The sequence below is a fragment of the Georgenia sp. TF02-10 genome (assembly GCF_022759505.1).
GTDB lineage: Bacteria > Actinomycetota > Actinomycetes > Actinomycetales > Actinomycetaceae > TF02-10.
In genome coordinates this window covers 3,927,022-3,953,529 of sequence record NZ_CP094289.1, presented here as the reverse complement: position 1 = coordinate 3,953,529, position 26,508 = coordinate 3,927,022, and the positions used below count along the sequence as shown (strand labels likewise).

General features: G+C 75.4%; 22 protein-coding genes and 1 pseudogene. 8 read left to right on the top strand and 15 right to left on the bottom strand.

Going from position 1 to position 26,508, the window contains the following annotated elements; translation table 11 throughout:
* Positions 1–186 precede the first annotated feature (186 nt).
* Together MF406_RS18945 and MF406_RS18940 are read right to left on the bottom strand one after the other, a co-directional pair.
* Positions 187–2,109 carry a transposase gene (locus tag MF406_RS18945; protein WP_305852966.1) on the bottom strand — a complete coding sequence of 641 codons (1,923 nt, stop codon included), beginning with the start codon at positions 2,107–2,109 and terminating at the stop codon, positions 187–189.
* A 291-nt stretch (positions 2,110–2,400) separates the two neighbouring features.
* Entirely contained in the window at positions 2,401–4,236 is a 1,836-nt protein-coding gene (locus tag MF406_RS18940) for a transposase (protein ID WP_305852974.1), read from the bottom strand.
* Between the two features lie 133 nt (positions 4,237–4,369).
* Here MF406_RS18940 and MF406_RS17980 point away from each other — a divergent pair, with 133 nt between their 5' ends.
* The gene (locus MF406_RS17980) at positions 4,370–4,666 is read left to right on the top strand and encodes a hypothetical protein (RefSeq protein WP_242892566.1); all 297 of its coding nucleotides are present in this window, start codon (positions 4,370–4,372) and stop codon (positions 4,664–4,666) included.
* Positions 4,666–5,757 carry an integrase core domain-containing protein gene (locus tag MF406_RS17975; RefSeq protein WP_242892526.1) on the top strand — a complete coding sequence of 364 codons (1,092 nt, stop codon included), beginning with the start codon at positions 4,666–4,668 and terminating at the stop codon, positions 5,755–5,757. The genes MF406_RS17980 and MF406_RS17975 overlap by 1 nt, the downstream gene beginning before the upstream one ends.
* A 297-nt stretch (positions 5,758–6,054) precedes the next feature.
* Here MF406_RS17975 and MF406_RS17970 read toward each other — a convergent pair whose 3' ends face one another.
* From MF406_RS17970 to purB, 4 genes are all read right to left on the bottom strand, one after another.
* A complete protein-coding gene (locus MF406_RS17970; RefSeq protein WP_242897875.1) occupies positions 6,055–7,299 on the bottom strand; it encodes an RNA polymerase sigma factor in 1,245 nt (414 codons plus the stop codon).
* A gap of 148 nt (positions 7,300–7,447) precedes the next feature.
* Positions 7,448–7,801: a YciI family protein gene (locus tag MF406_RS17965; RefSeq protein ID WP_242895959.1), complete on the bottom strand. Its 354-nt coding sequence runs from the start codon at positions 7,799–7,801 to the stop codon at positions 7,448–7,450.
* Between the two features lie 464 nt (positions 7,802–8,265).
* Positions 8,266–8,946 (bottom strand): DedA family protein, encoded by a 681-nt coding sequence (locus tag MF406_RS17960; protein WP_371744547.1) that lies wholly within the window; start codon positions 8,944–8,946, stop codon positions 8,266–8,268.
* 201 nt (positions 8,947–9,147) lie between these two features.
* Positions 9,148–10,581: an adenylosuccinate lyase gene (gene purB, locus MF406_RS17955; RefSeq protein WP_371744546.1), complete on the bottom strand. Its 1,434-nt coding sequence runs from the start codon at positions 10,579–10,581 to the stop codon at positions 9,148–9,150.
* Between the two features lie 232 nt (positions 10,582–10,813).
* Here purB and MF406_RS17950 point away from each other — a divergent pair, with 232 nt between their 5' ends.
* Positions 10,814–11,410, top strand: a complete 597-nt coding sequence (locus MF406_RS17950; RefSeq protein WP_242895957.1) for a histidine phosphatase family protein — start codon at positions 10,814–10,816, stop codon at positions 11,408–11,410.
* Between the two features lie 102 nt (positions 11,411–11,512).
* Here the strand turns inward: MF406_RS17950 and MF406_RS17945 are convergent, their stop codons facing one another.
* The 7 genes and pseudogenes from MF406_RS17945 to hemE all read right to left on the bottom strand — a co-directional run bounded on the left by MF406_RS17945 (position 11,513) and on the right by hemE (position 19,031).
* Positions 11,513–12,904 (bottom strand): glutamate-1-semialdehyde 2,1-aminomutase, encoded by a 1,392-nt coding sequence (locus MF406_RS17945; protein WP_242895956.1) that lies wholly within the window; start codon positions 12,902–12,904, stop codon positions 11,513–11,515.
* Positions 12,905–12,998: 94 nt separating this feature from the next.
* Positions 12,999–14,009 (bottom strand): porphobilinogen synthase, encoded by a 1,011-nt coding sequence (gene hemB, locus MF406_RS17940; protein WP_242897873.1) that lies wholly within the window; start codon positions 14,007–14,009, stop codon positions 12,999–13,001.
* Positions 14,010–14,168: 159 nt separating this feature from the next.
* A pseudogene (locus MF406_RS17935) lies at positions 14,169–15,065 on the bottom strand (uroporphyrinogen-III synthase); the annotation flags it as partial.
* Positions 15,062–16,270, bottom strand: a complete 1,209-nt coding sequence (hemC, locus tag MF406_RS17930) for a hydroxymethylbilane synthase (RefSeq protein WP_242895955.1) — start codon at positions 16,268–16,270, stop codon at positions 15,062–15,064. The pseudogene MF406_RS17935 and the gene hemC, both read right to left, overlap by 4 nt.
* Before the next feature lie 192 nt (positions 16,271–16,462).
* On the bottom strand, positions 16,463–17,221 hold the full coding sequence (locus MF406_RS17925) for an NAD(P)/FAD-dependent oxidoreductase (protein ID WP_242895954.1): 759 nt from the start codon (positions 17,219–17,221) through the stop codon (positions 16,463–16,465).
* Positions 17,146–17,979, bottom strand: coding sequence for an FAD-dependent oxidoreductase (locus tag MF406_RS17920; protein WP_242895953.1), 834 nt, complete (start codon positions 17,977–17,979; stop codon positions 17,146–17,148). The genes MF406_RS17925 and MF406_RS17920 overlap by 76 nt, the downstream gene beginning before the upstream one ends.
* The gene (gene hemE, locus MF406_RS17915; RefSeq protein WP_242895952.1) at positions 17,976–19,031 is read right to left on the bottom strand and encodes a uroporphyrinogen decarboxylase; all 1,056 of its coding nucleotides are present in this window, start codon (positions 19,029–19,031) and stop codon (positions 17,976–17,978) included. Before hemE ends, MF406_RS17920 begins: the two co-directional genes overlap by 4 nt.
* A gap of 46 nt (positions 19,032–19,077) precedes the next feature.
* On the opposite strand from hemE, the gene MF406_RS17910 reads away from it, so the two are divergent.
* The 5 genes from MF406_RS17910 to MF406_RS17890 all read left to right on the top strand — a co-directional run bounded on the left by MF406_RS17910 (position 19,078) and on the right by MF406_RS17890 (position 24,225).
* The gene (locus tag MF406_RS17910; protein WP_242895951.1) at positions 19,078–20,763 is read left to right on the top strand and encodes a glutamyl-tRNA reductase; all 1,686 of its coding nucleotides are present in this window, start codon (positions 19,078–19,080) and stop codon (positions 20,761–20,763) included.
* Positions 20,764–20,767: 4 nt separating this feature from the next.
* Positions 20,768–21,886, top strand: coding sequence for a ferrochelatase (locus MF406_RS17905; RefSeq protein ID WP_242895950.1), 1,119 nt, complete (start codon positions 20,768–20,770; stop codon positions 21,884–21,886).
* A gap of 148 nt (positions 21,887–22,034) precedes the next feature.
* Positions 22,035–22,757: a hydrogen peroxide-dependent heme synthase gene (gene hemQ / locus MF406_RS17900; RefSeq protein WP_242895949.1), complete on the top strand. Its 723-nt coding sequence runs from the start codon at positions 22,035–22,037 to the stop codon at positions 22,755–22,757.
* A gap of 845 nt (positions 22,758–23,602) precedes the next feature.
* Complete coding sequence (locus MF406_RS17895; protein WP_242895948.1) at positions 23,603–23,848, top strand: AbrB/MazE/SpoVT family DNA-binding domain-containing protein; 246 nt, start codon at positions 23,603–23,605, stop codon at positions 23,846–23,848.
* Positions 23,845–24,225, top strand: coding sequence for a type II toxin-antitoxin system VapC family toxin (locus MF406_RS17890; RefSeq protein ID WP_242895947.1), 381 nt, complete (start codon positions 23,845–23,847; stop codon positions 24,223–24,225). Before MF406_RS17895 ends, MF406_RS17890 begins: the two co-directional genes overlap by 4 nt.
* A 9-nt stretch (positions 24,226–24,234) precedes the next feature.
* On the opposite strand, the gene MF406_RS17885 is transcribed toward MF406_RS17890, so the two are convergent.
* Together MF406_RS17885 and MF406_RS17880 are read right to left on the bottom strand one after the other, a co-directional pair.
* Positions 24,235–25,263: a hypothetical protein gene (locus MF406_RS17885; RefSeq protein WP_242895946.1), complete on the bottom strand. Its 1,029-nt coding sequence runs from the start codon at positions 25,261–25,263 to the stop codon at positions 24,235–24,237.
* Positions 25,263–25,793 (bottom strand): RNA polymerase sigma factor, encoded by a 531-nt coding sequence (locus tag MF406_RS17880; RefSeq protein WP_242895945.1) that lies wholly within the window; start codon positions 25,791–25,793, stop codon positions 25,263–25,265. The genes MF406_RS17885 and MF406_RS17880 overlap by 1 nt, the downstream gene beginning before the upstream one ends.
* Positions 25,794–26,508: the final 715 nt, after the last annotated feature.

The following is a 26,508-nucleotide window of genomic DNA, read 5'->3' as shown; positions in this document are numbered from 1 at the left end:
ACCACGATCGCCTCCGGGAGCCTGTTGTCCTTTGGCGGCGGTCGCGCGGGGGCCTGGTGGCGGGATTTTCGGACCAGCGGCTCGGTGAGCCGGGCCGAGCGTGTGCTGGACGCCCTGGGGGGACTTCGGGGGCTGTGCGGGCGGGTGGGGGCCCTGGCGGGGGTGTGGGGGTGCCCCTGGTGGGGGTCAGGCGACCTGGAGCTGGGCGGTGGTCACTCCCTTGGCGAGCAGGCGGAGCAGGTTGGTCACCCCGGCGGCCAGGGAGAGCTCGGACTGCACCGCTGCCAGGCCGCGGCGGGAGAACCGGCGCAGCCCGCGGCCGTCCTTCAGCCAGGCGTTGGGGGCTTCGATCAGGTGGGACCGGCGCCGGTAGGTGGCGAGCCCGTCGGGGGTGCGCAGCCGGTGGTTGACCTTCTCCCGGGCCGACGCACCCTCCGGTGGTGGACCCTCGGCCGGGTTCGTGGTGGCGCGGGCGGACAGGCGGCGGCGCTTGCTGTCGGCGATCAACCGGTCCGGGCCGGGTGCGGTGAGGTTCTCGTTGGAGTCATACCCCGCGTCGGCGAGCATCGTCCCGATGGTCAGGTCCGTCCGGCCGGTGCGCTCGGCGATGGTGGCCAGGGTGGTCTCGACCGCGTCCTTGGTGGGCAGGAACTGGCGCACGTCGGTGGTGTCCTGGGTGGCCCGGGCGGTCAGGATGAACACGTCCTCGCTGGTGGAGGTCTGGCAGTTCATGCCCTGGACCCAACCGTCGCGGGTCTTCATCAGCCGGGAGTCCGGGTCGGTGAGGTTGGCATACACCTTCTCCCCGGCGTTCTCCCCGGCCGGGCCGCCGGCCTGCGCCGCCGCCCCGGCGCCAACCTTCTCAGCGTCTGCGGCCTGCTCCGTGCCGGCGCCCGGCGCCTGGCCGGCGTCGGCGGTCTGCTCCGTGCCGGCCCCGGTGGCGTTGCCGGCGCCGGCGCCTGGGGCCCGGTCCTGATCGGTGCCGCCGGCCGTGTCCTGACCAGCGGTCACGAGGCCGCGGGCGGCCAGGGCCGCCTGGTAGGCCACCCAGGCCCGACGGACCCGGCAGTGCTCGTCCGGCGGCAGCGGCGGGCGTCCCCTCCTGACCACCCCGGCGGCCAGGTCGCCCTGGTAGGCCTCGTACCGGGCCGCGGCCTGCGCCCGCGCCCGCTCCCACCGGGCCCTGGCCACGCCGACCGGGTCCACCCCCTTCGGCGGGTGCCCGCACAGCGGGGCCCCCTCCGCCTGCGCGCTCTGGTACTCCTCGGCCCGCTCGACCGTCTTCTCTGCCCGCTCGGCCGTCTTCGCCGCCTCGGCCTCGGCCTTGCGGCGGGCGGCGAGATACTTCTCGGCCCGCTCGGCGGCCCTCGCCGCCTCCGCCTCCGCCTCCACCTTGCGGGCGGCGGCGCGCTTCTGGGCCCGCTCGGCCTTCTTCTTCTCCTCCGCCTCGGTCTTGGTGCGGCGGGCGGTGATGACGTCCAGCGCCCGCTGGATCCGCCCACCCCGGTCGGTCCGGTCGGTCACCGCCTCGGGCAGCTCGTCCCCGCGCTTGTCCGGACCGAACAGGGCGTCCTCCTCCGCGTCCGTGGCGCCGACCCGGCCGACGTAGTCCTCCGCCATCTTCCGCAGGGTGGCCTCGCTGCGGTTGGCGCCCCTGCTGGCGCTGGCCTGGATCTTCGTCCCGTCCAGAGCCACCACCCCCATCGAGAGCATCCCCAGCTCGGCGGCCAGCACCAACGACTCGGTCAGCAGACCGGTCAGCGCCTCCTCGTGGCGCTGGCGGAACCGGGCCAGCACCGTGTGGTCCGGGACGTCCTGGGCGCAGATCACCCGGAACGCCACATCCGTGTGGCACAGCCGCTCGATCCGCCGCGAGGAGGACTCCCCCTGCGCCATCGCGTACACGAACAGCGTCAGCAGCATCTCCGGGTCATACCCCCGCCGACCCACCCCACCCAACCGGGCCTTGGCGTGGAAGGCGGTGGTGTCCATCCGCTCCACCGCCGCGATCAAGAACCACACCAGATGCTCCGGCGGCAACCACTCACGCATGTCCGGCGGGAGCAAGAACTCCTGGTCCCGATCCACCACCCGGTACGTCCTGGCCATACCCCCGATCCTCCCGGCAGCGCCCAGGCCGGCCGGCAGACACGCCCAGGCCCGCGCCAGCCCAAAAAGCAACAGGCTCCCGGAGGCGATCGTGTGCGAGATCGGCACGAGATCGCCTCCGGGAGCCTGTTGTCCTTTGGCGGCGGTCGCGCGGGGGCCTGGTGGCGGGATTTTCGGACCAGCGGCTCGGTGAGCCGGGCCGAGCGTGTGCTGGACGCCCTGGGGGGACTTCGGGGGCTGTGCGGGCGGGTGGGGGCCCTGGCGGGGGTGTGGGGGTGCCCCTGGTGGGGGTCAGGCGACCTGGAGCTGGGCGGTGGTCACTCCCTTGGCGAGCAGGCGGAGCAGGTTGGTCACCCCGGCGGCCAGGGAGAGCTCGGACTGCACCGCTGCCAGGCCGCGGCGGGAGAACCGGCGCAGCCCGCGGCCGTCCTTCAGCCAGGCGTTGGGGGCTTCGATCAGGTGGGACCGGCGCCGGTAGGTGGCGAGCCCGTCGGGGGTGCGCAGCCGGTGGTTGACCTTCTCCCGGGCCGACGCACCCTCCGGTGGTGGACCCTCGGCCGGGTTCGTGGTGGCGCGGGCGGACAGGCGGCGGCGCTTGCTGTCGGCGATCAACCGGTCCGGGCCGGGTGCGGTGAGGTTCTCGTTGGAGTCATACCCCGCGTCGGCGAGCATCGTCCCGATGGTCAGGTCCGTCCGGCCGGTGCGCTCGGCGATGGTGGCCAGGGTGGTCTCGACCGCGTCCTTGGTGGGCAGGAACTGGCGCACGTCGGTGGTGTCCTGGGTGGCCCGGGCGGTCAGGATGAACACGTCCTCGCTGGTGGAGGTCTGGCAGTTCATGCCCTGGACCCAACCGTCGCGGGTCTTCATCAGCCGGGAGTCCGGGTCGGTGAGGTTGGCATACACCTTCTCCCCGGCGTTCTCCCCGGCCGGGCCGCCGGCCTGCGCCGCCGCCCCGGCGCCAACCTTCTCAGCGTCTGCGGCCTGCTCCGTGCCGGCGCCCGGCGCCTGGCCGGCGTCGGCGGTCTGCTCCGTGCCGGCCCCGGTGGCGTTGCCGGCGCCGGCGCCTGGGGCCCGGTCCTGATCGGTGCCGCCGGCCGTGTCCTGACCAGCGGTCACGAGGCCGCGGGCGGCCAGGGCCGCCTGGTAGGCCACCCAGGCCCGACGGACCCGGCAGTGCTCGTCCGGCGGCAGCGGCGGGCGTCCCCTCCTGACCACCCCGGCGGCCAGGTCGCCCTGGTAGGCCTCGTACCGGGCCGCGGCCTGCGCCCGCGCCCGCTCCCACCGGGCCCTGGCCACGCCGACCGGGTCCACCCCCTTCGGCGGGTGCCCGCACAGCGGGGCCCCCTCCGCCTGCGCGCTCTGGTACTCCTCGGCCCGCTCGACCGTCTTCTCTGCCCGCTCGGCCGTCTTCGCCGCCTCGGCCTCGGCCTTGCGGCGGGCGGCGAGATACTTCTCGGCCCGCTCGGCGGCCCTCGCCGCCTCCGCCTCCGCCTCCACCTTGCGGGCGGCGGCGCGCTTCTGGGCCCGCTCGGCCTTCTTCTTCTCCTCCGCCTCGGTCTTGGTGCGGCGGGCGGTGATGACGTCCAGCGCCCGCTGGATCCGCCCACCCCGGTCGGTCCGGTCGGTCACCGCCTCGGGCAGCTCGTCCCCGCGCTTGTCCGGACCGAACAGGGCGTCCTCCTCCGCGTCCGTGGCGCCGACCCGGCCGACGTAGTCCTCCGCCATCTTCCGCAGGGTGGCCTCGCTGCGGTTGGCGCCCCTGCTGGCGCTGGCCTGGATCTTCGTCCCGTCCAGAGCCACCACCCCCATCGAGAGCATCCCCAGCTCGGCGGCCAGCACCAACGACTCGGTCAGCAGACCGGTCAGCGCCTCCTCGTGGCGCTGGCGGAACCGGGCCAGCACCGTGTGGTCCGGGACGTCCTGGGCGCAGATCACCCGGAACGCCACATCCGTGTGGCACAGCCGCTCGATCCGCCGCGAGGAGGACTCCCCCTGCGCCATCGCGTACACGAACAGCGTCAGCAGCATCTCCGGGTCATACCCCCGCCGACCCACCCCACCCAACCGGGCCTTGGCGTGGAAGGCGGTGGTGTCCATCCGCTCCACCGCCGCGATCAAGAACCACACCAGTGTGTTGAGTCAGCGTTCGTGTCCGGTTTGAGCCGGGGAATCAAGCAACATCGGTACGGTCTTCGTGACGCCTGTAGGAGGGTGCGCGATGAGTACGAACGGTGCCGCGAGGACGCGGCGGAGCAGGACGGTGCTGTCGCCGTCAGCGAAGTATGAGATCTGGCTGCAGCTGCTGCGGGGTGAGGCCACGATCGGTCAGGCGGCGACCTCGGCCGGGGTGGACCGCTCCACGATCATCCGGCTGCGGCAGGTGGCCAAGGACGGCGCGTTGGCAGCGCTGGCGGCCTCCAAGCCCGGCACGCCGGGCAAGTCGGTGCGTGATGTGGAGCTGGAGGAGGCCAACGCCGAGATCGCCCGACTCTCGGAGGCGGTCAAGGAACTGGCAGTGAAGCTGACCCTCCTGGAGGGAAAAGGGGGGCGGGTTTGATGCCCACCGCCCCCGTCCCAGTCCGGGTCGACGCCGGTACCAAGCAGGTGCTGCTGGACCTGGTCGAGCACGCCGAGGGCGAGGGCTGGCCCGCGGCCCGGGCGTGTGAGGTGCTCGGCCTGCAGGAGCGCCGGCTGCGTCGCTGGCGGCGCCGAGCGGACAGCGAGGCTGGTCTGGATGATGCTCGTCCCGGGGCTTCGGTCAACGCCCTGAGGCCGGTGGAGATCGAGGCGATCCTGGCGGCGTTCGAGACCTTCGGGGAGAGAGACTTCTCCCACCGGCGCCTGGCCCACCGCGGCTCCTATGAGGACCTGTTCTGGGCTTCCCCATCGACGGTGCGACGTGTGCTTACCGATCATGACCTGCGGTTTCGTCATCCACCGCGCCCTACGCGTGGGCAGCGGCGTCCGTTCCCGGACTGGGCCTCCTACCGGCCAAACTCGATCTGGATCTACGACACGACCCACTTCACCGCGGCCGGGATGGCGGTGCTGATCATCGAGGACCTGGTCTCGCGCAAGTGGCTCACGCACGTGGTCTCGGCCGAGGAGACCCACGTCCAGGTCCGGCTCGGCTTCGAGCAGGCTCTTGACGCCGAGGGCTTGCTCGACCTTGCGGTGCAGCGGGCCGAGGACCGAGGTCGGAACTTGGAGCTGGACGGGGAGGATGAGTTGACCCCGATCCTGCTGGCGGTCTCGGACAACGGCTCGCAGATGATCGCCGGGCACACCCGCAAGTTCATGGCCATGGTCGCCATCGCCCAGCACTTCGGCCGGCCCTCAACGCCGACCGACCAGGCCTGGATCGAGTCCCTCAACGGGACGGTGAAGACCGAGTGGCCCCACCTGCTGGCAATCACCGACCCCGCTGTCCTGCGCGCCGAGCTCGACGTCGTCCGCTCCGAGTACAACGGCTCGCGGCTGCACTCGGGCATCGGCTACGTCACCCCGCTGGACGAGCACGAGGGCCGCGGCGAAGCCATCCGTCGGGCCCGGCGCGAGGGGCTGGCCCGCGCTGCCCGCCAGCGCCTTGCCTACCACCGAGCACACCGGAAGAATCAACCCAACCCAGGAGACCCCGATGTGGTGTGATCCCACGGCCTAAAGCGGACAAAGACGCTGACACAGGTCACCAGATGCTCCGGCGGCAACCACTCACGCATGTCCGGCGGGAGCAAGAACTCCTGGTCCCGATCCACCACCCGGTACGTCCTGGCCATACCCCCGATCCTCCCGGCAGCGCCCAGGCCGGCCGGCAGACACGCCCAGGCCCGCGCCAGCCCAAAAAGCAACAGGCTCCCGGAGGCGATCGTGGTCACCCGGCGAGCCCCCGCCGTGGCCACCCGGCGAGCCCCCGCCGCGGTCACCCCGGCGAGCCCCCGGCCGCGCTCACCGGCGGCCGCGCACCTCTTCCTCCCGCAGGCCCGCCAGCCGGCGGCGCAGCAGGTCCCGTTCGGCCTCGTTCGCCGTCAGCCCGAGCGCCAGCTCGAGGGCACCGGCGGCCTCGGCGGTGCGCCCGAGGCGGGTGAGGAGGTCGGCGCGGGTGGCGTGGAACAGGTGGTAGCCGGCCAGGTCCAGGGTCTCGACCTCGACCAGCGCCGCGCGCGGGCCGGCCACCTCCGCCAGGGCCACCGCACGGTTGAGGGCGACGACCGGCGTCGGGACGAGGGCGCGGAGCTGGTCGTAGAGGGCGAGCACCTGCGGCCAGTCGGTCGCCCCGGCGCTCGGCGCGTCGCTGTGCACGGCGGCGATCGCGGCCTGCACCTGGTACGGGCCGGGCGCGCCGCGGCGCAGGCACTGCCGCACCAGGTCCTGCCCCTCGGCGAGCAGCGCCCGGTCCCACCGGGACCGGTCCTGCTCCGGCAGCGGGACGAGGGCGCCGTCGTCGGCGGTACGGGCCGGCCGCCGCGCCTCGGTGAGCAGCATCAGGGCGAGCAGGCCGCGCACCTCCGGCTCCGCCGGCATGAGCTCCAGGAGCAGCCGGCCGAGCCGGACCGCCTCGGCGCTGAGGTCCGGCCGGGTGAGCGCGGCGCCCGCGGAGGCGGTGTAGCCCTCGTTGAAGATCAGGTAGACGACGGCGAGCACCGAGCCCAGCCGCGCCGGCAGGTCGGCCTCGTCCGGCACCCGATACGGGATGCCCGCGGCTCGGATCTTCCGCTTGGCCCGGACCAGGCGCTGGGCCATCGTCGCCTCGGGGACGAGGAACGCGCGGGCGATCTCCGCCGTCGTCAGCCCGCCGAGGGTGCGCAGCGTCAGCGCCACCCGGGTGGCCGGGGCGAGCGCGGGGTGGCAGCAGGTGAACAGGAGCCGGAGCTGGTCGTCGCGCACCGGCCCGCCGGGCCCGGGGTCCTGGCGGGCGTGCAGCAGCGCCGCCTGGGCGTGCTTATCCGCGCGCTTGGCCTCCCGGCGCAGCCGGTCCACCGCCCGCCGGCGGGCGGTGAGCACGATCCACGCGCCCGGGCTGGGCGGGACGCCGTCGACCGGCCACCGCTGGACGGCCGCGGTGAACGCGTCCTGCACCGCGTCCTCGGCGAGGGAGAGGTCGCCGAGGACGCGGGTCAGGGTGGCCACGCATCGGCCGTACTCGCCGCGGAAGACCGCACCGACGACGTCGGCCGGGTCGGTCGGGCCCACGGCGCCCGGCGCGGTACCGGACCGGTCGACGTCGTCGGCCGCATCCGGCACCGGGGCGACGGCGCCGGTCAGGTGGGCCGGGCCGACGGTGCCGGTCAGGTCGCCGGCCGGGCCGACGGCGCCCGCCGGGCCGACGTCGTCGGGCACGTCACTCCGCCTGGAAGGGCCGGACCTCCACCCGGTCCCGGCAGGCGGCGGAGGCCGCACGGGCCAGGGCGAGGGCCGCGTCGAGATCCGGCGCCTCGACCACCCAGAACCCGCCGAGCTGCTCCTTGGTCTCCAGGAACGGCCCGTCGGTGACGACGGCGTCCGGCCCGGTGCCGTCGACGGTGGTGGCGGTACTCGGCGCCTCCAGGCCGCCGGCGAACACCCACGCCCCGGACTCCTGGAGGCGGGTGTTGAACTTCTCGACGCCGTCGTAGACCTGCTGGGTGGCCGCGGCGTCGGTGTCCTCGTACATATCCGGCTCGCTGCCCCACACGGAGATGAGGTACTGGGTCATCGCGGTTCGCTCCTTCGTCGGGGCGGGCCGGTCGCCCGCCGCTCACCCTCACCACGAACGAGGGTGCCGTGGATCGACACCCGGCGGCACGAGAATTCTGGCGGGGTCGCCGCCGAGAGGCCTGCCGGCCGCCTTGCGCGCACCGGGACTGCGTGCATCGCCGCTTTGCGCCGACCGGTACTGTGCGTGCCGCCACCCCACGCCCTCGCCCGGCTCCGGCCGCGAGTTCGCTAGCTCGTACCGAGTTCGAGGGTGTGCGCCGAGTTCGACAGGTGTGACTAGCGAGCTCGGCTCGGACTGGCGAACTCGGCGCTGCCCGGCGACACGAGTTCGCTGGTTCGAGCTGAGGTCGCTGACTTGAGCGGGTGCCCAGGCACCGGGCGCGCCCCCAGACCTCGCGCACCGCGAGACCACTCCCGAGCCGTACCGCCCGCGGTGCCCCGGACAGCTCCCGGGTGCGCGCCTCAGGCCTCGTCGTCGGCCGGCTGGCGCCGGGCGGCCCGCTGCTGCCGCACCCGCACGACCACGAACCAGACGACCGCCAGGACCACCGCGCCGAGGACGACCCGGGAGAGTACCCCGACGTAGTCCTCCACCAGGTGCCACTGCTCGCCGAGCAGGTACCCGGCCAGGATCAGCGCGGTGTTCCAGATGAGCGAGCCGGCCAGGGTCAGGGCGGTGAAGAGCAGCGGCGGCATCCGGGTGACCCCGGCCGGGATGGAGATCAGGCTGCGGAAGATCGGGACCATCCGGCCGAGGAAGACCGTGCCCTTGCCGTGCTTGTGGAACCAGGCCTCGGTGCGGTCGACGTCCTCGACCTTGACCAGCGGCAGCCAGGCCATGATGGCGCGGGTGCGGTCCCGGCCCAGCAGCGCCCCGACGCCGTAGAGCAGCCACGCACCCACGACCGACCCGCCCGTGCACCAGGCGATGACCTCGACCAGCCCGAGGTCGCCCTGGGAGACGGTGAACCCGGCCAGCGGCAGGATGACCTCGCTGGGCAGCGGCGGGAAGAGGTTCTCCAGCCCGATGAGCAGCGCGGCGCCGAGGCCGCCGAGCGACTCCATCAGGCGCACGGCCCAGCCGGCGATGCCGTCGAGGGGGGCGCCGGAGCCGGCCTGGGCGAGAAGCAGGTGGGGAGGCACGGGGCAACGGTACGGGGCGCGGGACGGGGCCCGCTCGCGCACCTCCGCCAGGGCCGGACGGTCCGGCTCGGCGTCCGCCGCCGGGCGGTGTCCGCCGACGGCGTCCGGTGTCCGTCCGCGGCGCCTGTACCGCCGCGCCGTCGGTCGCCTGCGGGAGCGCCGGGACCGACCCGAGCAGCACAGTCGGTCCCCGCCGCGCCGTCAGTCGTCCAGGTGCCGCACCAGCTGCTCGGCGATCCCGGTGTACGTGCCCGGCTCGAGCGCGAGGAGGCGGGCCTCGACGTCGGCCGGCAGCCCCAGCCCGGCGATGAACTCGCGCATCGCCGGGCCCTCGACCCGCCGGCCCCGGGTGAGCTCCTTGAGCCGCTCGTAGGGGTCGGCCATCCCGGTGGCGCCGGCGACGGCGGCGGCGCGCATGGCCTGCTGGACCGCCTCCCCGAGCACCTCCCAGGCGGCGTCGAGGTCCCGGGCCAGGGTTGCGGCGTCGACGTCGAGCCCGGCCAGGCCGCGGCGGACGTTGTCGATCGCGAGCAGCGAGTGGCCCAGCGCCACCCCGATGTTGCGCTGGGTGGTGGAGTCGGTCAGGTCCCGCTGCAGCCGGGAGGTGACCAGGGTGGCGGCGAGGGTGTCGAGCAGCGCGGCGGAGATCTCCAGGTTCGCCTCGGCGTTCTCGAACCGGATCGGGTTGACCTTGTGCGGCATCGTGGATGAGCCGGTCGAGCCCTGCGCGGCCAGGCGCTGGCGGAAGTAGCCCAGCGAGATGTACGTCCAGACGTCGGTGGCCAGGTTGTGCAGCACCCGGCCGAACCGGGCGACGTCGGCGTAGAGCTCGGCCTGCCAGTCGTGCGGCTCGATCTGGGTGGTCAGCGGGTTCCAGGTCAGCCCCAGCCCGGTGACGAAGTCCCGCGCCACCTCCTCCCAGTCCACCCCGGGGACGGCGACGGCGTGCGCGCCGTAGGTGCCCGTCGCGCCGTTGACCTTGCCCAGGTACTCCGCCGCCCCGACCCGGCGCAGCTGGCGCCGCAGCCGGTGGGCGAGGACGGCCAGCTCCTTGCCCAGCGTGGTGGGCGTGGCCGGCTGACCGTGGGTACGGGCCAGCATCGCGGCGCCGGCGTTCGCCCGAGCCAGGTCGGCGACCTCTGCGACCAGGCCGGTGGCGGCCGGCAGCCACACCTGGGTCACCGCGTCGCGGACGGTCAGCGCGTAGGCGAGGTTGTTGATGTCCTCGCTGGTGCAGAAGATGTGCACGATCTCGTGCATCCGGGGCAGCACGGTGCCCGGCCCGAGGACGGCGGGCGCGGCGTCCAGGCGGCGCTTGAGGAGGTACTCCACCGCCTTGACGTCGTGGCGGGTCTCCCGCTCGAGGGTGGCCAGCTCGGCGATCTCGTCGGCGCCGAAGCTCTCGACGACGCCGCGCAGATAGGCCCGGTCCGCGTCCGTGAGCGTGGGGGCGCCGGGCAGGACGCCGCGGTCGGTGAGGTGGATCAGCCACTCCACCTCCACCTGCAGCCGGGCCCGGTTCAGCGCCGCCTCGGAGAGGTGGTTCACCAGCGGGGCGGCGACGCCCCGGTACCGGCCGTCGAGCGGTCCCAGGGCGACCGGCGGGGTGATGGTGGCGAGGTCGACGCGGCTCATGCGGCTCATCATCCCAGCGGCGCCGGGTGGGGCTCGGGGCTGCTCACGAGGCGGCGGACGGGCCAGCACTGGCCGACACCCGGCCCGGTACCGCCCGGCGGGGCGCTCGGCTTGGTCGGCCCCCGCCCGCCCCGGTCCGGTGAGGCCCCGCCCAACCCGCACGGGTGCTCGCTGCCGCGCGGGCGCCGTCGGGAACCGCCATGCTGGGAGCTTCGATCCCAGGGAGGTGGCCATGTCCGAGCTGGTGCTCGTCCGGCACGGCGAGACGGAGTGGAGCCGGACCCGGAAGCACACCGGCCGGTCGGACATCCCGCTGACCGCCGTCGGCGAGGAGCAGGCCCGCCACCTGCTCGACGACCTCGGCGAGCGGCCCTTCGCCGCCGTGCTCACCAGCCCCCGGCAGCGGGCCCGGCGCACCGCCGAGCTGGCCGGCGTCGGGGCGGTGACGGTGCTGGAGGACCTCGTCGAGTGGGACTACGGCGAGCTCGAGGGGCGCACGACGGCGGACTACCTCGCCGAGCGGGCCGCGGCCGGGCGGCCGGAGTGGAACCTGTTCCGCGACGGCGCGCCCGGCGGGGAGGACGCGGCGGCGGTCGGGGCGCGGGCGGACCGGGTGCTGGAGCGGGTGCGGGCGGACCTGGAGCGCGGCGACGTGCTCATCGTCGCGCACAGCCACCTGCTGCGGGTGCTCGCGGCGCGCTGGCTGCGCCTGCCCGCGGCGGCGGGCGCCGGGTTCATCCTCGACGCCGCGCACCGCAGCATGCTCACCTACCACCACGACGACCCGGTCATCCACTACTGGAACGTGCCGCCGACGGCGGCTCGCTGACGCCTGCGGGCGGGCCAGCACCGGCAGCCGAGCCAGCACCGGCGCGCCGGTGACCGCGCCGCCCACGACGGCCCGGGTGGACGGCGCGTGCGCCGCCTGCCGTTAGCGGCCCGGCGTCGCGGCGGCCGCGGCCCGGGCGGCGCCGGGCAGCGCGTCGAGGACCTGGGCGACGGCGTCGTCGTCGTGCGCGGCGGTGACGAACCACGCCTCGAACAGCGACGGCGGCAGCGCCACCCCGGCGTCGAGCATGGCGTGGAAGAACGGCGGGTAGCGGAAGGTCTCCTGCGCCTGGGCGTCGGCGTAGCTGCGCACCCCGTCCCGGGCGGCCGCCTCGCCGAAGAAGACGGAGAAGAGGTTCCCGGCCCGCTGGACCCGGTGGGCCACGCCCGCCGCGTCCAGCGCGGCGCCGACGGCGGCCGCGACCGTGACGGCGACCGCGTCTACCCGGGCGTACACCGCCGCGTCGGCCAGCCGCAGCGTGGCCAGCCCGGCGGCGGTGGCCAGCGGGTTCCCGGACAGGGTGCCGGCCTGGTAGACGGGCCCGGCGGGGGCGAGCAGGTCCATCAGCTCGGCGCGGCCGGCGAGCGCGGCCAGCGGCAGGCCGCCGCCGACGACCTTGCCGAAGGTGACCAGGTCCGGCGCCCACGGCTGCCCGCCGAGCGCCGTCGTCCCGCCCGGCCTGGCTGCGCCGTCCAGGCCCCACCAGCCGGCGGGCCCGACCCGGAAGCCGGTGAGCACCTCGTCCAGGACGAGCAGGGCGCCGTGCGCCGCGGCGATCTCGGCCAGCGCGGCGTTGAAGCCCGGCGCGGGCGGGACCACGCCCATGTTTGCCGGCGCCGCCTCGGTGATCACCGCGGCGATCTCCGACCCGCGGGCGGCGAAGAGCGCGGCCGCGGCGTCGACGTCGTTGTAGGGCAGGACGATCGTCTGCGCCGCGCTCGCGGCGGTGACGCCGGCCGAGCCGGGGAGGGCGAAGGTCGCGACGCCGGAGCCGGCCTGGGCGAGCAGGGCGTCCACGTGCCCGTGGTAGCCGCCGGCGAACTTCACCACCAGGTCCCGGCCGGTCGCCCCCCGGGCCAGGCGGACCGCGGTCATGGTGGCCTCGGTGCCGGTGGAGACGAACCGGACCTTCTCCGCCACCGGTACCCGGGCCCGGACCGCCTCGGCGAGCTCGACCTCCGCGGCCGTCGGCGCGCCGAAGGACAGCCCCCGGGCGGCGGCCGCCTGCACCGCGGCGACCACCTCGGGGTGGGCGTGGCCGAGCAGCGCCGGCCCCCAGGAGGCGACCAGGTCCACGTACTCCCGGCCCTCGACGTCGGTGACCCGGGGGCCGCGGGCGGCGGCCAGGAACCGCGGGTCCCCGCCGACGGACCCGAACGCCCGGACTGGCGAGCTGACCCCGCCGGGGATGACGCGGCGGGCCCGGGCGAAGAGCTCGGCGGTGGGGTCCGCGGGCCGGGCGGCGCCGTCGGTGGTGCGGGCGGGGGTGGTCATCGCGCTCCTGTCGGGGTCGGTGGGGCGGGGTGGGGTGCGTGCGGGGGCCGGCCGATGCAGGCAGCTGCCGGGTCGGCGCAACCAGACGGCCCGGTCAGCGCAGCCAGCCGGCCAGCTCGGTCGCCCAGTAGGTCAGCACGACGTCGGCCCCGGCCCGCCGGATGCCGAGCACCGACTCGGTGATCGCCGCCCGCCGGTCGATCCAGCCCTGGGCGGCGGCCGCCTCGACCATGGCGTACTCCCCGGAGACCTGGTAGGCGGCCACCGGCACGGGGGAGCGGGCCGCGACGTCGGCCAGCACGTCGAGGTAGCCCATCGCGGGCTTGACCATGACGACGTCGGCCCCCTCGGCCAGGTCCAGCGTCGCCTCGCGCAGCCCCTCCCGCCGGTTGGCCGGGTCGAGCTGGTAGGACTTGCGGTCCCCGGTCAGCGTGGAGTCCACCGCCTCGCGGAACGGGCCGTAGAACGCCGAGGCGTACTTGGCGGAGTAGGCGACGATGCCGGTGCCGACGTGCCCGGCGCCGTCCAGCGCCGCGCGCACCGCGGCGACCTGGCCGTCCATCATCCCGCTCAGCCCGAGCAGGTGCGCGCCCGCCTCGGCCTGCGCCAGCGCCATCTCCTCGTACCGGACGAGGGTGGCGTCGTTGTCCACCCCGCCCGCGGGGTCGAGCACGCCGCAGTGGCCGTGGTCGGTGAACTCGTCCAGGCACAGGTCGGCCATCACGACGACGGCGTCCCCGACCTCCGCGGCCAGCGCCCGCAGGCCGGCGTTGAGGATGCCGTCGGGGTCGCTCGCCCCGCTGCCGACGGCGTCCCGGGTGGCCGGCACCCCGAAGAGCATCAGGCCGCCGACGCCGGCCTCCGCGGCCTCGGTGGCGGCCCGGCGCAGGGAGTCCAGGGTGTGCTGGACCGCCCCGGGCATGGCCGCGATCGGGGTCGGTGCGGCGATCCCCTCGCGCACGAACACCGGCAGCACGAGGTCGGCCGGGTGCAGGCGGTGCTCGCTGACCAGCCGGCGCAGCGCGGGGGTGGCGCGCAGCCGGCGCGGCCGCTCGGCGGGGCGGCGGGTGGGGGCCCGGCCGGACGTGGTGGTGGGTGCGGTCACTGCTGCTCCTGCTTGGGTCGGGACGGCGGGGCGGTCTGGGCAGGGGCCGGTGGGGCCGACTCTGCCGGGAGGCGGTGGGGGCGACGGTTCGCCGGGACGCGGTGGCGCCACCTGGGCGGGGGTGGCCAGGGCGCGGGCGACGGCGTCGACCAGCCCGGCCGGGGTCTGCCGGGTGGCGACGGCGGCGACTGTCAGCCCGGCCCGGGTGGCGGCCGCGGCGGTGGGCTCCCCGATCGCGCAGACGGCGGCGCGCGGCGGGCCGTAGAGGTCCACGAGCGCCGCCGCGGTGGAGCCGGAGGTCAGCACGACGGCGTCCACGCCGCCGGTGGCCAGGGCGTGGGCGACGGCGGGGTCGGGCGCGTCGGCGGGCCGGGTGGTGTAGGCGACGACCTCGGTGACCGTCCACCCCCGCTCCCGCAGCCCCCGGGCCAGGGTGGCGGCGGCGAGCGCCGAGTGCGGGACCAGGACGCGGCCGCCGGGCGGCGCCGGCGGGAAGGCGGCGGCCAGCGCGGCGGCGGTCGACACCTCCGGCGGCACGAGCGCGACCGGCACGCCGTGGGCGGCGAGGGCGTCGGCGGTCGCCCGGCCGACGGCGGCCACCGGGGTGGCGCCGACGACGTCGGCCAGCGTGGCACCCCGGGCGGCCGACCGGTCGGCCAGCACCGCCACCGTGGTGGCCGAGGTGACCGCGAGCCAGTCGTGGCGGCCGGCGGCGAGGTCGGCGAGGGCGGCGTCGAGCGGGGCCGGGTCCACCGGCGCGGTCGTGGTCAGGGCGGTGCTCAGCGGGGTGCCGCCGGCCGCGCGGACGGCCCGGGCGATGGGGTCCTCGGGATCGGGCCGGGGGACCAGCACCCGGGCGCCGCGCAGGTCGGGGCCGGGGCTGGCGGTGGCGGCGCGGCCCAGCGCCGCGCCGTCGGCGATGGCGCCGTCGACGGGTGGTCCGTCGACCGCTGGTCTGCCGACGGCTGGTTCGCCGGCCGCTGGTCTGCCGACGGCTGGTTCGCCGGCCGCTTGCCCGTCGGCCGCTGGTCCGTCGGTCACTGCTCCGCCGGTCATGGGCGCACGCCGGGGCGGGCGGCCGCACCGCCCCCGTCGGAACTGCCGGAACGGGGCTCGCCCGGTGCCGGCAGGTCGGGCCCGCCGGAACCGGACGGGTCGGGCCTTCCCGGGGCGGACAGGTCGGGCCCGCCCGGGTCGGGCAGGTCGTGGGCGGGGAGGTCGGCGAGGGCGGCGGCGCCGGCGGCCAGCAGCTCGCGGGCGAGGACGGCGCCCAGGTCGCGGGCGGCGGCCACCGCGGCCCCCGCCGCGGTGACATCTCCGGCGGGAGGGGGACCGCCGTCGTCGGGGCCCGGCACCGCGGCGGTCGCGGTGCGGAGCAGCGCACGGGTGCCGGCGGCGTCGAAGACCCCGGCCCGCAGCTCAACCACTGCTTCGCTACGGCGGTCGCCGCCGGGACCGCCGGCCTCGCGGCCGCCGGCGTTCGGGTCGCCGTCGGTCACCCGGACCGCGGCGTGCGCGGCGACGGGGGCGGTGCAACCCGCCTCGAGCGTCCGCAGCAGCGCCCGCTCGGCGGCGACGGCCAGCCGGGTCGCCGGGTCGTCGATCCGCCGCAGGGTGGCGCCGAGCTCGCCGCCGGCGTCCGCGGTGCGGCACTCCACGGCCAGGGCACCCTGGCCGGCCGCCGGGAGCATGACGTCCGGGCCGAGGGTGTCGGTGACGCGGTCGAGCAGCCCCAGCCGGGCCAGGCCGGCCGCGGCGAGGACGACGCCGTCGAGATCCCCGAGGCGGACCCGGCCCAGGCGGGTGCCGACGTTGCCGCGGATGTCCACGACCACCAGATCCGGCCGCGCTCGGCGCAGCTGGGCGGCGCGGCGCGGGGACCCGGTGCCGACCCGGGCGCCGGCGGGCAGCGTGGCCAGGGTCCAGCCCTCCCGCGCGCAGAGCACGTCCCGGGCGTCGGCCCGGGGCGGCAGGGCGGCGATGGTCAGGCCGGCCGCGGGCGCGCTCGGCAGGTCCTTGAGGGAGTGGACGGCGAGGTCGACCTCGCCGGCGAGGACGGCGGCGCGCAGCGCGGCCGCGAACACGCCGGTGCCGCCCAGCGCGGTCAGCGAGGCGCGGGAGCGGTCACCCTCGGTGCGGATCGTGACGAGCTCGACCGGCCGGCCGGTCACCGCCCGGAGCGCCTCGGCCACGGTGGTGGTCTGGGTCAGGGCCAGGTCGCTGCCGCGGGTGCCGATACGCAGCGGGGCGGGCGGGGTCACCGTCCCAGTGTGGGCGCCGCCGGGAGGAATGTCGAAACCCGGAATCTGACGCCGCGTCACCTCCTTTCCTGACACGGCGTCAGGAATGTCCCGGAACCACCGCAGGGCGCCGGCCGGAATCGCGCGGACAAGGGTGCTCCCACAGTGACGCAGGCGACATATTCGCCGTCGGCGGCTTTTTGTGACGCTGCGTCATTTCCGGGCGGCGGCCGTGGCGTCGGCCCCGGCGGACCGGTCGCCGAGCCACCCGCCGGCCGGTGCGCCGGCCACCTCGGCCGCCACCGCCCGGGCGTGCTCGGTCACCGCGGCCAGGCCGGTGCCCGCCACCCAGGCGCCGGTGACGGCCAGGCCCGGCGGGAGGGCGGCGAGCAGCTCGGCGACGCGGGCCCGGTGCGCGGGCGTCGGGGCGGCCAGCACGTCGGTGCGCCGGACGACCCGGTGCGCCAGCACCTGCTCCTCGGCCAGCGGCACCCCGAGGAGGGTGGCGGCGTCGGCCACCGCCCGGGCGCCGTCGACGTCGCCGACGTCCTCCCCGGGCCGGCCGTAGGACAGCCGGACCACGTGCCGGCCCGGCCCCAGCGCCGCCCGCAGCCAGGGCCACTTCGCGCTCAGGTGGGTCAGCGCCTTGGCCCGCACCGGGCCCGGCGCGACGAGCACCCCGGACCCGCGCGGGGCGGCGTCCAGGGCAGGCGCGGCGAGCAGCAGGGTCAGGTGGGTGATCGCGCTGCCGGCCGGCAGGTCCCAGCCGGCCCCGGCCGGGCCGAGCAGGCCCAGGGCGGTCCGGGCCGGCGTCGCCAGCACGACGGCGGGCGCGTGCAGCCGCCCGGTGCCGGCCACGTCCGCCGCCCACCCGGCCCCGCCGCGGTGCACCGCGGTCACCGCCGCGCCGGTGCTGATCCGGCCGCCGGCTCCGCGCACCGTGGCGGCCAGGGCCGCCGGCAGGCGGTGCATCCCCCGACGACGGTGGCCACCGGCGCCCCGGGCGGGGCGGCGTCGAGCAGCGCGGCGACGGCGGCCGCCAGCGAGCCTCGGTCCCGCAGGGCGCGCCGCAGCCCGGGGGCGACGGCGTCGACGGCGAGGGCGGCGGGGTCGGCGGAGTGGATGCCGCCGGCCACCGGGGCGACCAGCCGGTCCAGCACGGCCGGGCCCATCCGGGCCGCCACCAGGGTGGCCAGGTCGGCGGCGTCCGCGCCGACGTCGGGGCCGAGGTCGGCGTCCCGGGCGGCCCGGGCGGCGCCCGCCGGGCCGAGCGCCCGGACGACGTCGGGGGCGCCGGGGTCGGCCGGGATCCCGAGCAGCGAGCGGGCCGGGACCGGCGTGGCGTACCCGGCGGCCCACAGCCAGGACCCGGCGGCCGGCTGCTGCACGGCCAGGCCGAGCTCGGCCGCCAGGGCCGCGACCGCGGGCCGGCGCAGCGCGAACGCCTCGGCGCCCAGGTCCACCACCGTCCCGCCCAGCTCCGCGCCGGCGACCAGCCCGCCGACGTCGGCGGCGGCCTCCAGCAGGTGCACCCGCCGGCCCCGGCGGGTGAGCTCGTAGGCGGTCACCAGGCCGGCCATCCCGCCGCCGACGACGACGACGTCGGGGTCCCGGCCGCCGTCGGCTCGGTCCCGGCCGCCGTCGGCGGGGGTCCGCGCCGTGCTGGTGGTGGGGGCTGTGGCGGTGGTGCGGGCGGCACGGGCGGTGGGCATGACGGCGTCGTCGCTCACTGCGCGTGCACCAGCTCGACGACCCGGGTGAGGACGCCGGGGTCCGTGGTCGGCGGGACGCCGTGGCCGAGGTTGACCACGTGCGCCGGCGCGCTGCGGCCCCGGTCGATGACCTCGCGCACGTGCGCCTCGAGCACCGGCCACGGCGCGGCGAGCAGGGCCGGGTCGACGTTGCCCTGCACCGGGGTCCGGCCGCCCAGGCGCTCGTTCGCCACGTCCAGCGGCAGCCGGTAGTCCACCCCGACGACGTCGGCCGCGGCGTCGCGCATGGCCGCCAGCAGCTCCCCGGTGCCGGTGCCGAAGTGGACCACGGGCACGCCCAGCGCGGCCGCGGGCGCGACCGCCCGGGCGCTGAACGGGGCGGCGTGGCGGGTGTAGTCCGCCAGCGACAGCGCCCCGGCCCAGGAGTCGAAGAGCTGGACGGCGCGGGCCCCGGCCTGGACCTGCGCGCGCAGGAACGCCCCGGACAGGTCGGCGGCCCAGGTCAGCAACTGGGCCCACCGCTGCGGGTCGGCGTGCATGAGCGTCCGGGCGGCCAGGTGGTCGCGGGACGGGCGGCCCTCCACCAGGTAGGCGGCCAGGGTGAACGGGGCGCCGGCGAACCCGATGAGCGGGGTGGTGCCCAGCTCGGCGACGACGAGGCGCACGGCCTCCGCGATCGCCGCGTGGTCCCCCGGCGGGCGGGCGGTGAGCCGGTCCACGTCGGCGGCGGAGCGCACCGGCTCCGCCAGCACCGGGCCTACCCCGGCCACGATGTCCACGTCCACCCCGGCCAGCCGCAGCGGGACGACGATGTCGGAGAAGAAGATGGCGGCGTCCACGCCGTGCCGGCGCACCGGCTGCAGGGTCAGCTCGGCGGCGAGGTCCGGGCGCAGGCACGCCTCGAGCATCCCCACCCCGGCGCGGGCCGCCCGGTACTCCGGCAACGACCGGCCCGCCTGGCGCATGAACCACACCGGGATGGCGCTGGGGCGGCGCCCGGAAAAGGCCTCGATCAGCGGCGGCACGGCGATTTGACCGGCGCCGGGGGCGGCGGTGGGGGAATGGGTCACCCGGTCATTGTGCCGTGCCGCCGAAAAAATGGTTCACTACTGACTCGTGGTGCTCGTGCTGCTCTCCGCTAACCACCACGACCTCGACCTCAGCGACGTCGAGCGCCTATCCGTCGGCGCCGCCGCGATGGGTCCGGCGGCCGTGGCGGCCAGCCCGGCGGTGCGCGGGGCCGTCGTCCTCGCGACCTGCAACCGGCTCGAGCTCTACCTCGACGCCACCGACACCGAGGCGGCCCGCGCCGCCGGGCACCAGGCCGTCGCCGTCGCCAGCGGCACCGCACCCGCCGAGGTCGCCCGGCTGATGCGGTCCGCCACGGGCGAGGCCGCCGTCGCGCACGCCTTCGCCGTCGCGGCGGGGCTGGACTCCCTCGTCGTCGGCGAGCGGGAGATCATCGGCCAGGTCCGCCGGGCGCTGGCCGCCGCCCGCGCCGCCGGCACCACCACCCCGCTGCTGGAGCGGGTCCTCCAGCACGCCACCCGCACCTCGCGGCGGATCGCGGTCAGCACCGACCTGGCCCGGGCCGGCCGGTCGGTCGTCGCCGTCGCCCTGGACCTGGCCGCGGACCGGGCTGGCGCGGCCGGCGCGGTCCAGGCCGACGCGGCCGGGACGGCCGCCCCCGGCGCGGTGCCCGCCGACCGGGCGGGAACGGTCCTCCCCGGCGCGGCGGGGACGCCCGAGACCGCCCCGGCCGCCCGCGCATGGGCCGGCCGGCGCACGCTGCTCATGGGCACCGGCGCCTACGCCGGCGCGTCGCTGGCCGCGCTCCGCGCGCGCGGCGCCACCGACGTCCGGGTGTGGTCCGCCTCCGGCCGGGCCGAGACGTTCGCCGCCGACCACGGGGTACGGCCGGCGCCGACGGACCTCGGCGCGGGCCTGGCCGCGGCCGACCTGGTGGTCACCTGCCGGGGCACCGGGACCCCGCTGCTGGACGTCCCCACGGTCGCCGCGGCCCGCGCCGCCCGGGCCCGCACCGGTGCGCCGGAGCCGCTGGTCCTGGTGGACCTCGCGCTGCACCACGACGTCGACCCCGCCGTGGCGGACCTCGACGGCGTCCTGCTCGTGGATCTCGGCGCGGTGCGCGCGCACGCACCGGTGGCCACCACCGCCGAGGTCGCCCGCGCCCGCGCGCTCGTCGACGCCGGGGTGCGCGAGCTGGCCGAGGAGACCGCCGAGCGACGCATGGACGCCGCCGTCGTCGCGCTGCGCGAGTCCGTCGAGGCGGCCGTGGCGGAGGAGATCGAGCGCCTGCCCGGCGGAGCGGTCTCCGCCGACCGGGCCGCGCACGCCCTGCGCCGGCTGGCCGCGCGGCTCGTCCACACCCCCACCGTCCGGGCCCGGGCCGCCGGCCGCCAGGGCCGGGACGAGGAGCACCTGCGCGCCCTCGAGCAGGCGCTGGGCCTGGTGGTCCCCGGGCCGGCCGACGACGACGGCGCTGCCCCGGACGGCGCCGCGGCGCCCGCCGTGCCCGGCACCCCGGAGCCGGTCGCCGTCCCCGAGCCGGCCGCCGTCGTCGCGCAGCCCGCCGTGAACGCCGCCCCGAGCCGGCCGCCGTCGGCGCGGCCCCGGCCGCCGTGCCCGCGGAGCCGGTCGCCGACCCCGAGCCCGCCGCCGTCGGCAGGTCCGGCACCGCCCCCGGCCGACGCACCGCCCCGCGGGCGACCGCGCCCCACCGCCGCACCGCCGACCACCCGCCGGCCGCCGTCGCCGGCCGCCCCGCCGAGAGAGAGCTGACGAGATGACCACCCTGCGCCCCTACGACGCCGTGCTGCTGCTGTCCTTCGGCGGCCCCGAGGGCCCGGCGGACGTGGTGCCCTTCCTGCGCAACGTCACCGCCGGGCGGGGGATCCCGGACGAGCGGCTCGCCGAGGTCGGCGAGCACTACTACGCCTTCGGCGGCAAGAGCCCGATCAACGACCAGAACCGGGACCTGCTCGCCGCGCTGCGGGGCGAGCTCGCCGCCCGCGGCGTCGAGGTGCCCGTGGCCTGGGGGAACCGGAACTGGGACCCCTACCTCACCGACGTCCTGCGCGAGCTCCACGACGACGGGGCGCGGCGTGTCCTCACCCTGGTCACCAGCGCCTACGGCTCCTACTCCGGGTGCCGGCAGTACCGGGAGAACATCGCCGCCGCGCTGGCGACCCTGGCCGGCGAGGGGCGCGAGCTCGTGGTGGACAAGGTGCGCCCGTACTACAACCACCCGGGGTTCGTCGACGCCAACGTCGACGCCGTCGTGGACGCCTACGCCAGCCTCGGTGAGGCCGGCGCCGACGCGCCGCTCCTGCTGGTCACCCACTCCATCCCGACGGCCATGGAGGTGGCGTCCGGGGTTCGGGCGCCGGGCGGGTCGACCTACTCCGCCCAGCACCTCGACATCGGCGCGCTGGTGGTGGCCGCCGCGGAGGAGCGGCTCGGCCACCGGCTGGACTGGCGCCTGGCGTACTGCTCCCGGTCCGGCAGCCCGGCGACGCCGTGGCTCGAGCCGGACGTCAACGACGCCCTGGCCGAGGTCGTCGCGGGCGGCGCGCGCGCCGTCGTCCTCGCCCCGATCGGCTTCGTCTCGGACCACATGGAGGTCATCTACGACCTCGACACCGAGGCCCGGGAGACCGCCGACCGGCTCGGCCTGACCATGGCCCGGGCGGCCACCGCGGGCACCCACCCCCGGTTCGTCGGCGGCCTGGTGGACCTGCTCGTGGAGCGGGCCGCCACCGAGCGCGGCGAGGACGTCCCGCGGGTCGCCGTCGGCACCGCCGGCCCCTGGCACGACGTCTGCCCGCCCGGGTGCTGCCTCGTGCGCGAGGGCGCCGACGCCGTCCCGGCGGCGTGCGAGGAGGCCCCGGTGGCGGTGCGCTGACCCGCGCGCTGCCGGCGCCGCCGTCGTCGGCCCTGCCCGGCCGCACCAGCCGGCGTCGTCGCCCGGCCCCGCGCCCACGGCGGACCGCGCCCCGCGCCCCGCACCGTCGCCACCCCGCCGCCCGTCCCACCCAGATCAGGAGGTCCGCATGACCCAGCCCAGCCCGGCCCGCATCGGCGCCGGCGCCGACACCGAGAGCATCAACGCCACCATCGACTACACCATGTGGTCGGTGTTCGCGACCGCCGCCCCGCTGCCGTCCGACGACGCCGAGCGGGCCGCCCTGGTGGCCGCCGCCGAGGAGGCCGTGGCCGGCGCGGGGGTGGTGCTGCGCGGCTGGTACGACGTCGCGGGCCTGCGCGCCGACGCCGACCTCATGGTGTGGTGGCACGCGCCCGCGGTGGAGCAGGTGCAGGACGCCTACCACCGCCTGATGGCCTCCGACCTCGGGGCCCACCTGGCGCCGGTGTGGTCGGTCGTTGGGCTGCACCGGCCCGCCGAGTTCAACCGCCGGCACGTGCCGGCCTACCTGGCCGGGGAGGAGCCGGGCGCCTACCTGTGCGTCTACCCCTTCGTGCGCTCCTACGAGTGGTACCTGCTGCCCGAGGACGAGCGCCGGGACCTGCTCCGGGAGCACGGGATGGCCGCCCGGGACTACCCGGACGTGCGCGCCAACACCGTCTCCGCCTTCGCCCTGGGCGACTACGAGTGGATCCTCGCCTTCGAGGCCGGCGAGCTGCACCGGATCGTGGACGTCATGCGCGAGCTCCGGGGCGTGGGCGCCCGCCGGCACGTGCGCGAGGAGGTGCCGTTCTACACCGGCCCACGGGTGCCGCTGGCGGAGTGGGTGGCGAGGCAGCCGCGCGGGTAGTGCGGGTCGGTGCCGGGGCGAGTCTGGCTAGAGTCGCTGCCCCTGCTCGCTAGCGGTCCAGCTGTTCCATCACGCCCTCGGGGGGCGGGGTCAGCCACATGAGGGTGATACCCCGCTGACTGGCCGAAACGAGCGGCCCGAGAGTACCCGCCCTGCCCAGCGTTGTGAACCGCCCACGCCTTGACGTCCTCGACGGTCGCCGCGTCGATGTTGTACGCGCTCACCCGACGGCCGGGGCTGCACGATCATCACGCGGTAGGCGTCCGCCGTCGTACCACGTCGGCATCTCGCTCGTCCGTCGAGTAGACCCCCATACCCCCATCCTGAGGATATTCATGCATGTGTGCGAACGAATCGCGAGAAGTCCCAGGAGCCGGGCGAAGTGACCCGGCTCCTCACGATCGAGGCGCAGCTGGAGCCGGGGCCCGTCGGCCTGGATCAGGGACGTGGTGATGTAGCAGGTGCGGTTGCGGAAGCCCTGTGCGGAGCCGGTGAGCCTCTCCAAGGCGACGAACGTGATGGCGTCCGTGCGCTCGGCAGGCGGGCGCCGAGCCAGTCCTTGAGCACTTGGTTCGACCGGCTGCCGGCCATGTCCACCAGTCGGGCCGGTGCCCTCCAGCGGGGTCAGGTCAACGCTCACGGTGGCGTGCTTCGGTTCGTAGAACAGGTGCCGGACGGTGGTGTCCCTGGCGGTGCCCTCGTACCCGCGCCGCCGGCTCCAGCCCGGGCCTCCTCACACACCTGCGGCAGACCAGTGCCTGCACGGTCGGGCTCCGGGCGTTACCCAACGGCCTGAGGGCTGGCGCGGTGTGGCAGGGCTCCCGGCGACATGGCATGATCGGGGGATGGATGCCACACTGGTGCTCGGCCAACAAGGTCGTTTGGTGATCCCGGTGGAGGTCCGGGCAGCTCTCGGGCTTGCCCCCGGAGATCGGCTGCACATGCGGGTGTCGGGTCAGCGTGTCGTGCTCGAGCGGCCACAAGATGCAGTTGCTGAGCTGCGGGGGTTGGCTCACCAGGTTCCCGGATCGCGCTCGCTGGTCGATGAACTCTTGGCCGAACGACGCCTCGCGGCGTCGAGGGCCGAGTGAGCGTCCTCGACGCCTCGGCCGTCCTCGCGCTCGTCCATGGCGAGCCCGGTGCGGACATGGTGGCTGCCGAGCTGCCCTCGGCATCGCTGGGCGCGGCCAACTTGGCAGAGGTGATCGGAAAGCTGGTGGACGCGCGAGCTGATGTCACCCGTGTCCGCGCTCTACTCGTCACCGCAGGCGTGAAGATCGAGCCGGTACTCGAAGAAGACGCTGAGCTTGCAGGAGCCATGCGCGCATTGGAGGGAGGGGCGAACCTCTCCCTCGGCGACAGGTGCTGCCTCGCGCTCGCGGTGCGGAGCAACCCTCCCGTAGTCCTTACCGCCGACAGAGCTTGGGTCGACCTCGACCTTCCTATACGGGTGCGCCTGATCCGATAGCCCGATAGCCTAATTGTAGGTAGTACTCGCGCCAGGGCAGGTGGCGCTCCCACAGGACGGCAGCGTGTCGGTGTAACGGGATTCCACCACGAGCTCGTACTCCTCGACGACGTCTGGAGCGCCGGGGAGATCGTTGGGGTAGATCGTGTCCGTCTCGAGCACCTTCCCGGTGGAGGGCTCGATGACCATGATCAGCTCGATCTCTACGATCTCGCCCTCTTCGTCTTCCTCCGCGCGCGAGGCGCCGAAGGCAACCCCGACGCGCCCGTCTCGGTCTGTGACCTGACCGTAGGAGGTGACGTCGTCCGCAAGGGCGATCGCGCTGAGGAAAGTAGCCCGGTCGTCGTAGCCGAGTCGGTTGGCTTGATGATTATAGGCGTCGATTAGGTAATGGCCCGGGAAGCGTTGACGCTGGTCGCTGTCTAGCATGATGTTGTAGAGAGCCTCTGGTGTGTCGGGGACGCCGCCCTGACCTCCGGCCTCACCTGGAGGGATGGTGAAGGTGGGACCTCCGACATCCCGCCGCCCGCCGGAGAAGTCAGTGGTGTCAACCCAGTAATACGAGTCGACCTCGCTGAGCTCGAGCCCGTCGACCTCCCAATATCCCTCCGACACCTCTGCCTCGTGCGTTGAGTAGCCGACGTACCGGCGATGCTCGAAGTGGTACCGGCCAGCCTCGTCGTTGGCGGTGGCCGATGAGCCACGCAGCTGGTCGGCGAGGTGATTGAGGTCGGTGGCGGCGTCGGTGCCGTTGGGCTGCGCGTAGTCGAGCATCGGGATGGCGGCCGCCCTCGGAATCGCGCTCTCGCCCAGCAGGGACGGCAGCGTGAGGGAGCCGACGGCGAGTGCGACGGCCGCGGCGGCTCCGACGAGGACATTGCGCCTGGCGACGTGACGCTCGGCGGGAGGTTGCGGGCGGTCGTGCGCGAGGACCCACTGGAGGGTGGCCTCTGCCTCCTCCTGTGGCGCCGGGGCTTCGTGGCGCACTGGGTCGAAGTCGGCGAGACGGGACACGAGTGTCCGGTCAATCGTGGTCATCACTGTGCTCCCTCGCTGAGCGGGACGGCAGGAATGAAGTCGGTGAGCGGGATGTGCTCGAGGATGTGCAGCAGATGGCGGCGAGCCCGCAGCAGTCGCACTCGGTAGGTGCCGGGTTGGCAGCCCAGCACGATGGCCGCCTCGCGAACGCTCAGCCCGTCCCAGGCAACGAGGCTGAGTACCTCGCGTTCGCCATCGTTGAGCCGCCGCCACGCCCTTAGCAGATCGGCGCGCGAGGCCACCTCGCTCGCCAGCTCGCCGTCGACCAGGTGGGGTTCGGATGCGATGCGGACCCTGAGGGCCTCCCAACGTCCGTGCGACCGAGTGGTGGAGAGGATGGTCCGGCGTGCGATGCCGAACAGCCACGGGCGTGGCGAGTCGGGCGCATCGTCGAGCCGGCGCCAAACGACCAGGAAGGTGTCCGCCACAACGTCCTCGACCTGGGCAGGAGGTACCCGACGGCGCACGAACCGTTCGACGTCGGGACGGTGCCGACGGTAGAGGTCCTCGAACCGGTCTTCGTCGGACATCCGGTCTCCCTGTGCTCGGTAGTGCCTGTCACCCCTACATGGCCGGCACAGCCAGTAGCGTTACATGACCAGACTGTTCGCCTGACCACTCTGACGATCGGCAACAGTCGCGGCCTGTCCCGACGGTGGGCGATCTTGCCGAAGATCGTTTCTCTCGGCACAGCAGTCCTTGGGCACATATTTCTCGCCTACCCATCGATCCGATATTCCAGCCGCCCCAAACTACTCCTGCGCGGGCTACGCAGCCCTGCAGGTATGAGTTGTGGGTCGGTGCTACGTCTCACGCAACCGTACATTTAGCTGGCGGTGTCATATAGGTGTGGCATCGTAAATTTCCGTGTCACCGAGGATGCTGGTTCCTGCATCTGGCGGCGAAGTCTCCATAGCGTCCGCAGGTAGCGGCGAAGTGGTGATGGATGCGGCGGCGATCGGTTGCATCTCCGTTGGCTCAAGCTCGTGCCCCCACGGAGTTGCACACCCGTCGGCGACGGTCGCGGCAGTCATGAAGGGCAGGTGATCCTGCCGATAATGGCTGGCTCTCGGAACCCGAAGTTCCGAACCTATCCACGTGAGCCAGTGCCCGCACTCCACGCCCCCCAGAGCCAACCGTTACAAGGTTATTAACGTAATCGTGCCACATGCGTGGCAAAACGCAACGTTCGGACCTCGGGCGACCGAAACGAACTCACTCAGAGCTACCCCTACATCGTTTTCG

Coding starts and splice junctions, on each gene's coding strand:
- MF406_RS18945 (WP_305852966.1), bottom strand. CDS start 2,109: ATGGCCAGGACGTACCGGGTGGTGGATCGGGACCAGGAGTTCTTGCTC.
- MF406_RS17975 (WP_242892526.1), top strand. CDS start 4,666: ATGCCCACCGCCCCCGTCCCAGTCCGGGTCGACGCCGGTACCAAGCAG.
- MF406_RS17965 (WP_242895959.1), bottom strand. CDS start 7,801: ATGACCCAGTACCTCATCTCCGTGTGGGGCAGCGAGCCGGATATGTAC.
- purB (WP_371744546.1), bottom strand. CDS start 10,581: ATGAGCCGCGTCGACCTCGCCACCATCACCCCGCCGGTCGCCCTGGGA.
- MF406_RS17950 (WP_242895957.1), top strand. CDS start 10,814: ATGTCCGAGCTGGTGCTCGTCCGGCACGGCGAGACGGAGTGGAGCCGG.
- MF406_RS17945 (WP_242895956.1), bottom strand. CDS start 12,904: ATGACCACCCCCGCCCGCACCACCGACGGCGCCGCCCGGCCCGCGGAC.
- MF406_RS17925 (WP_242895954.1), bottom strand. CDS start 17,221: ATGCACCGCCTGCCGGCGGCCCTGGCCGCCACGGTGCGCGGAGCCGGC.
- MF406_RS17905 (WP_242895950.1), top strand. CDS start 20,768: ATGACCACCCTGCGCCCCTACGACGCCGTGCTGCTGCTGTCCTTCGGC.
- hemQ (WP_242895949.1), top strand. CDS start 22,035: ATGACCCAGCCCAGCCCGGCCCGCATCGGCGCCGGCGCCGACACCGAG.
- MF406_RS17895 (WP_242895948.1), top strand. CDS start 23,603: ATGGATGCCACACTGGTGCTCGGCCAACAAGGTCGTTTGGTGATCCCG.
- MF406_RS17885 (WP_242895946.1), bottom strand. CDS start 25,263: ATGACCACGATTGACCGGACACTCGTGTCCCGTCTCGCCGACTTCGAC.
- MF406_RS17880 (WP_242895945.1), bottom strand. CDS start 25,793: ATGTCCGACGAAGACCGGTTCGAGGACCTCTACCGTCGGCACCGTCCC.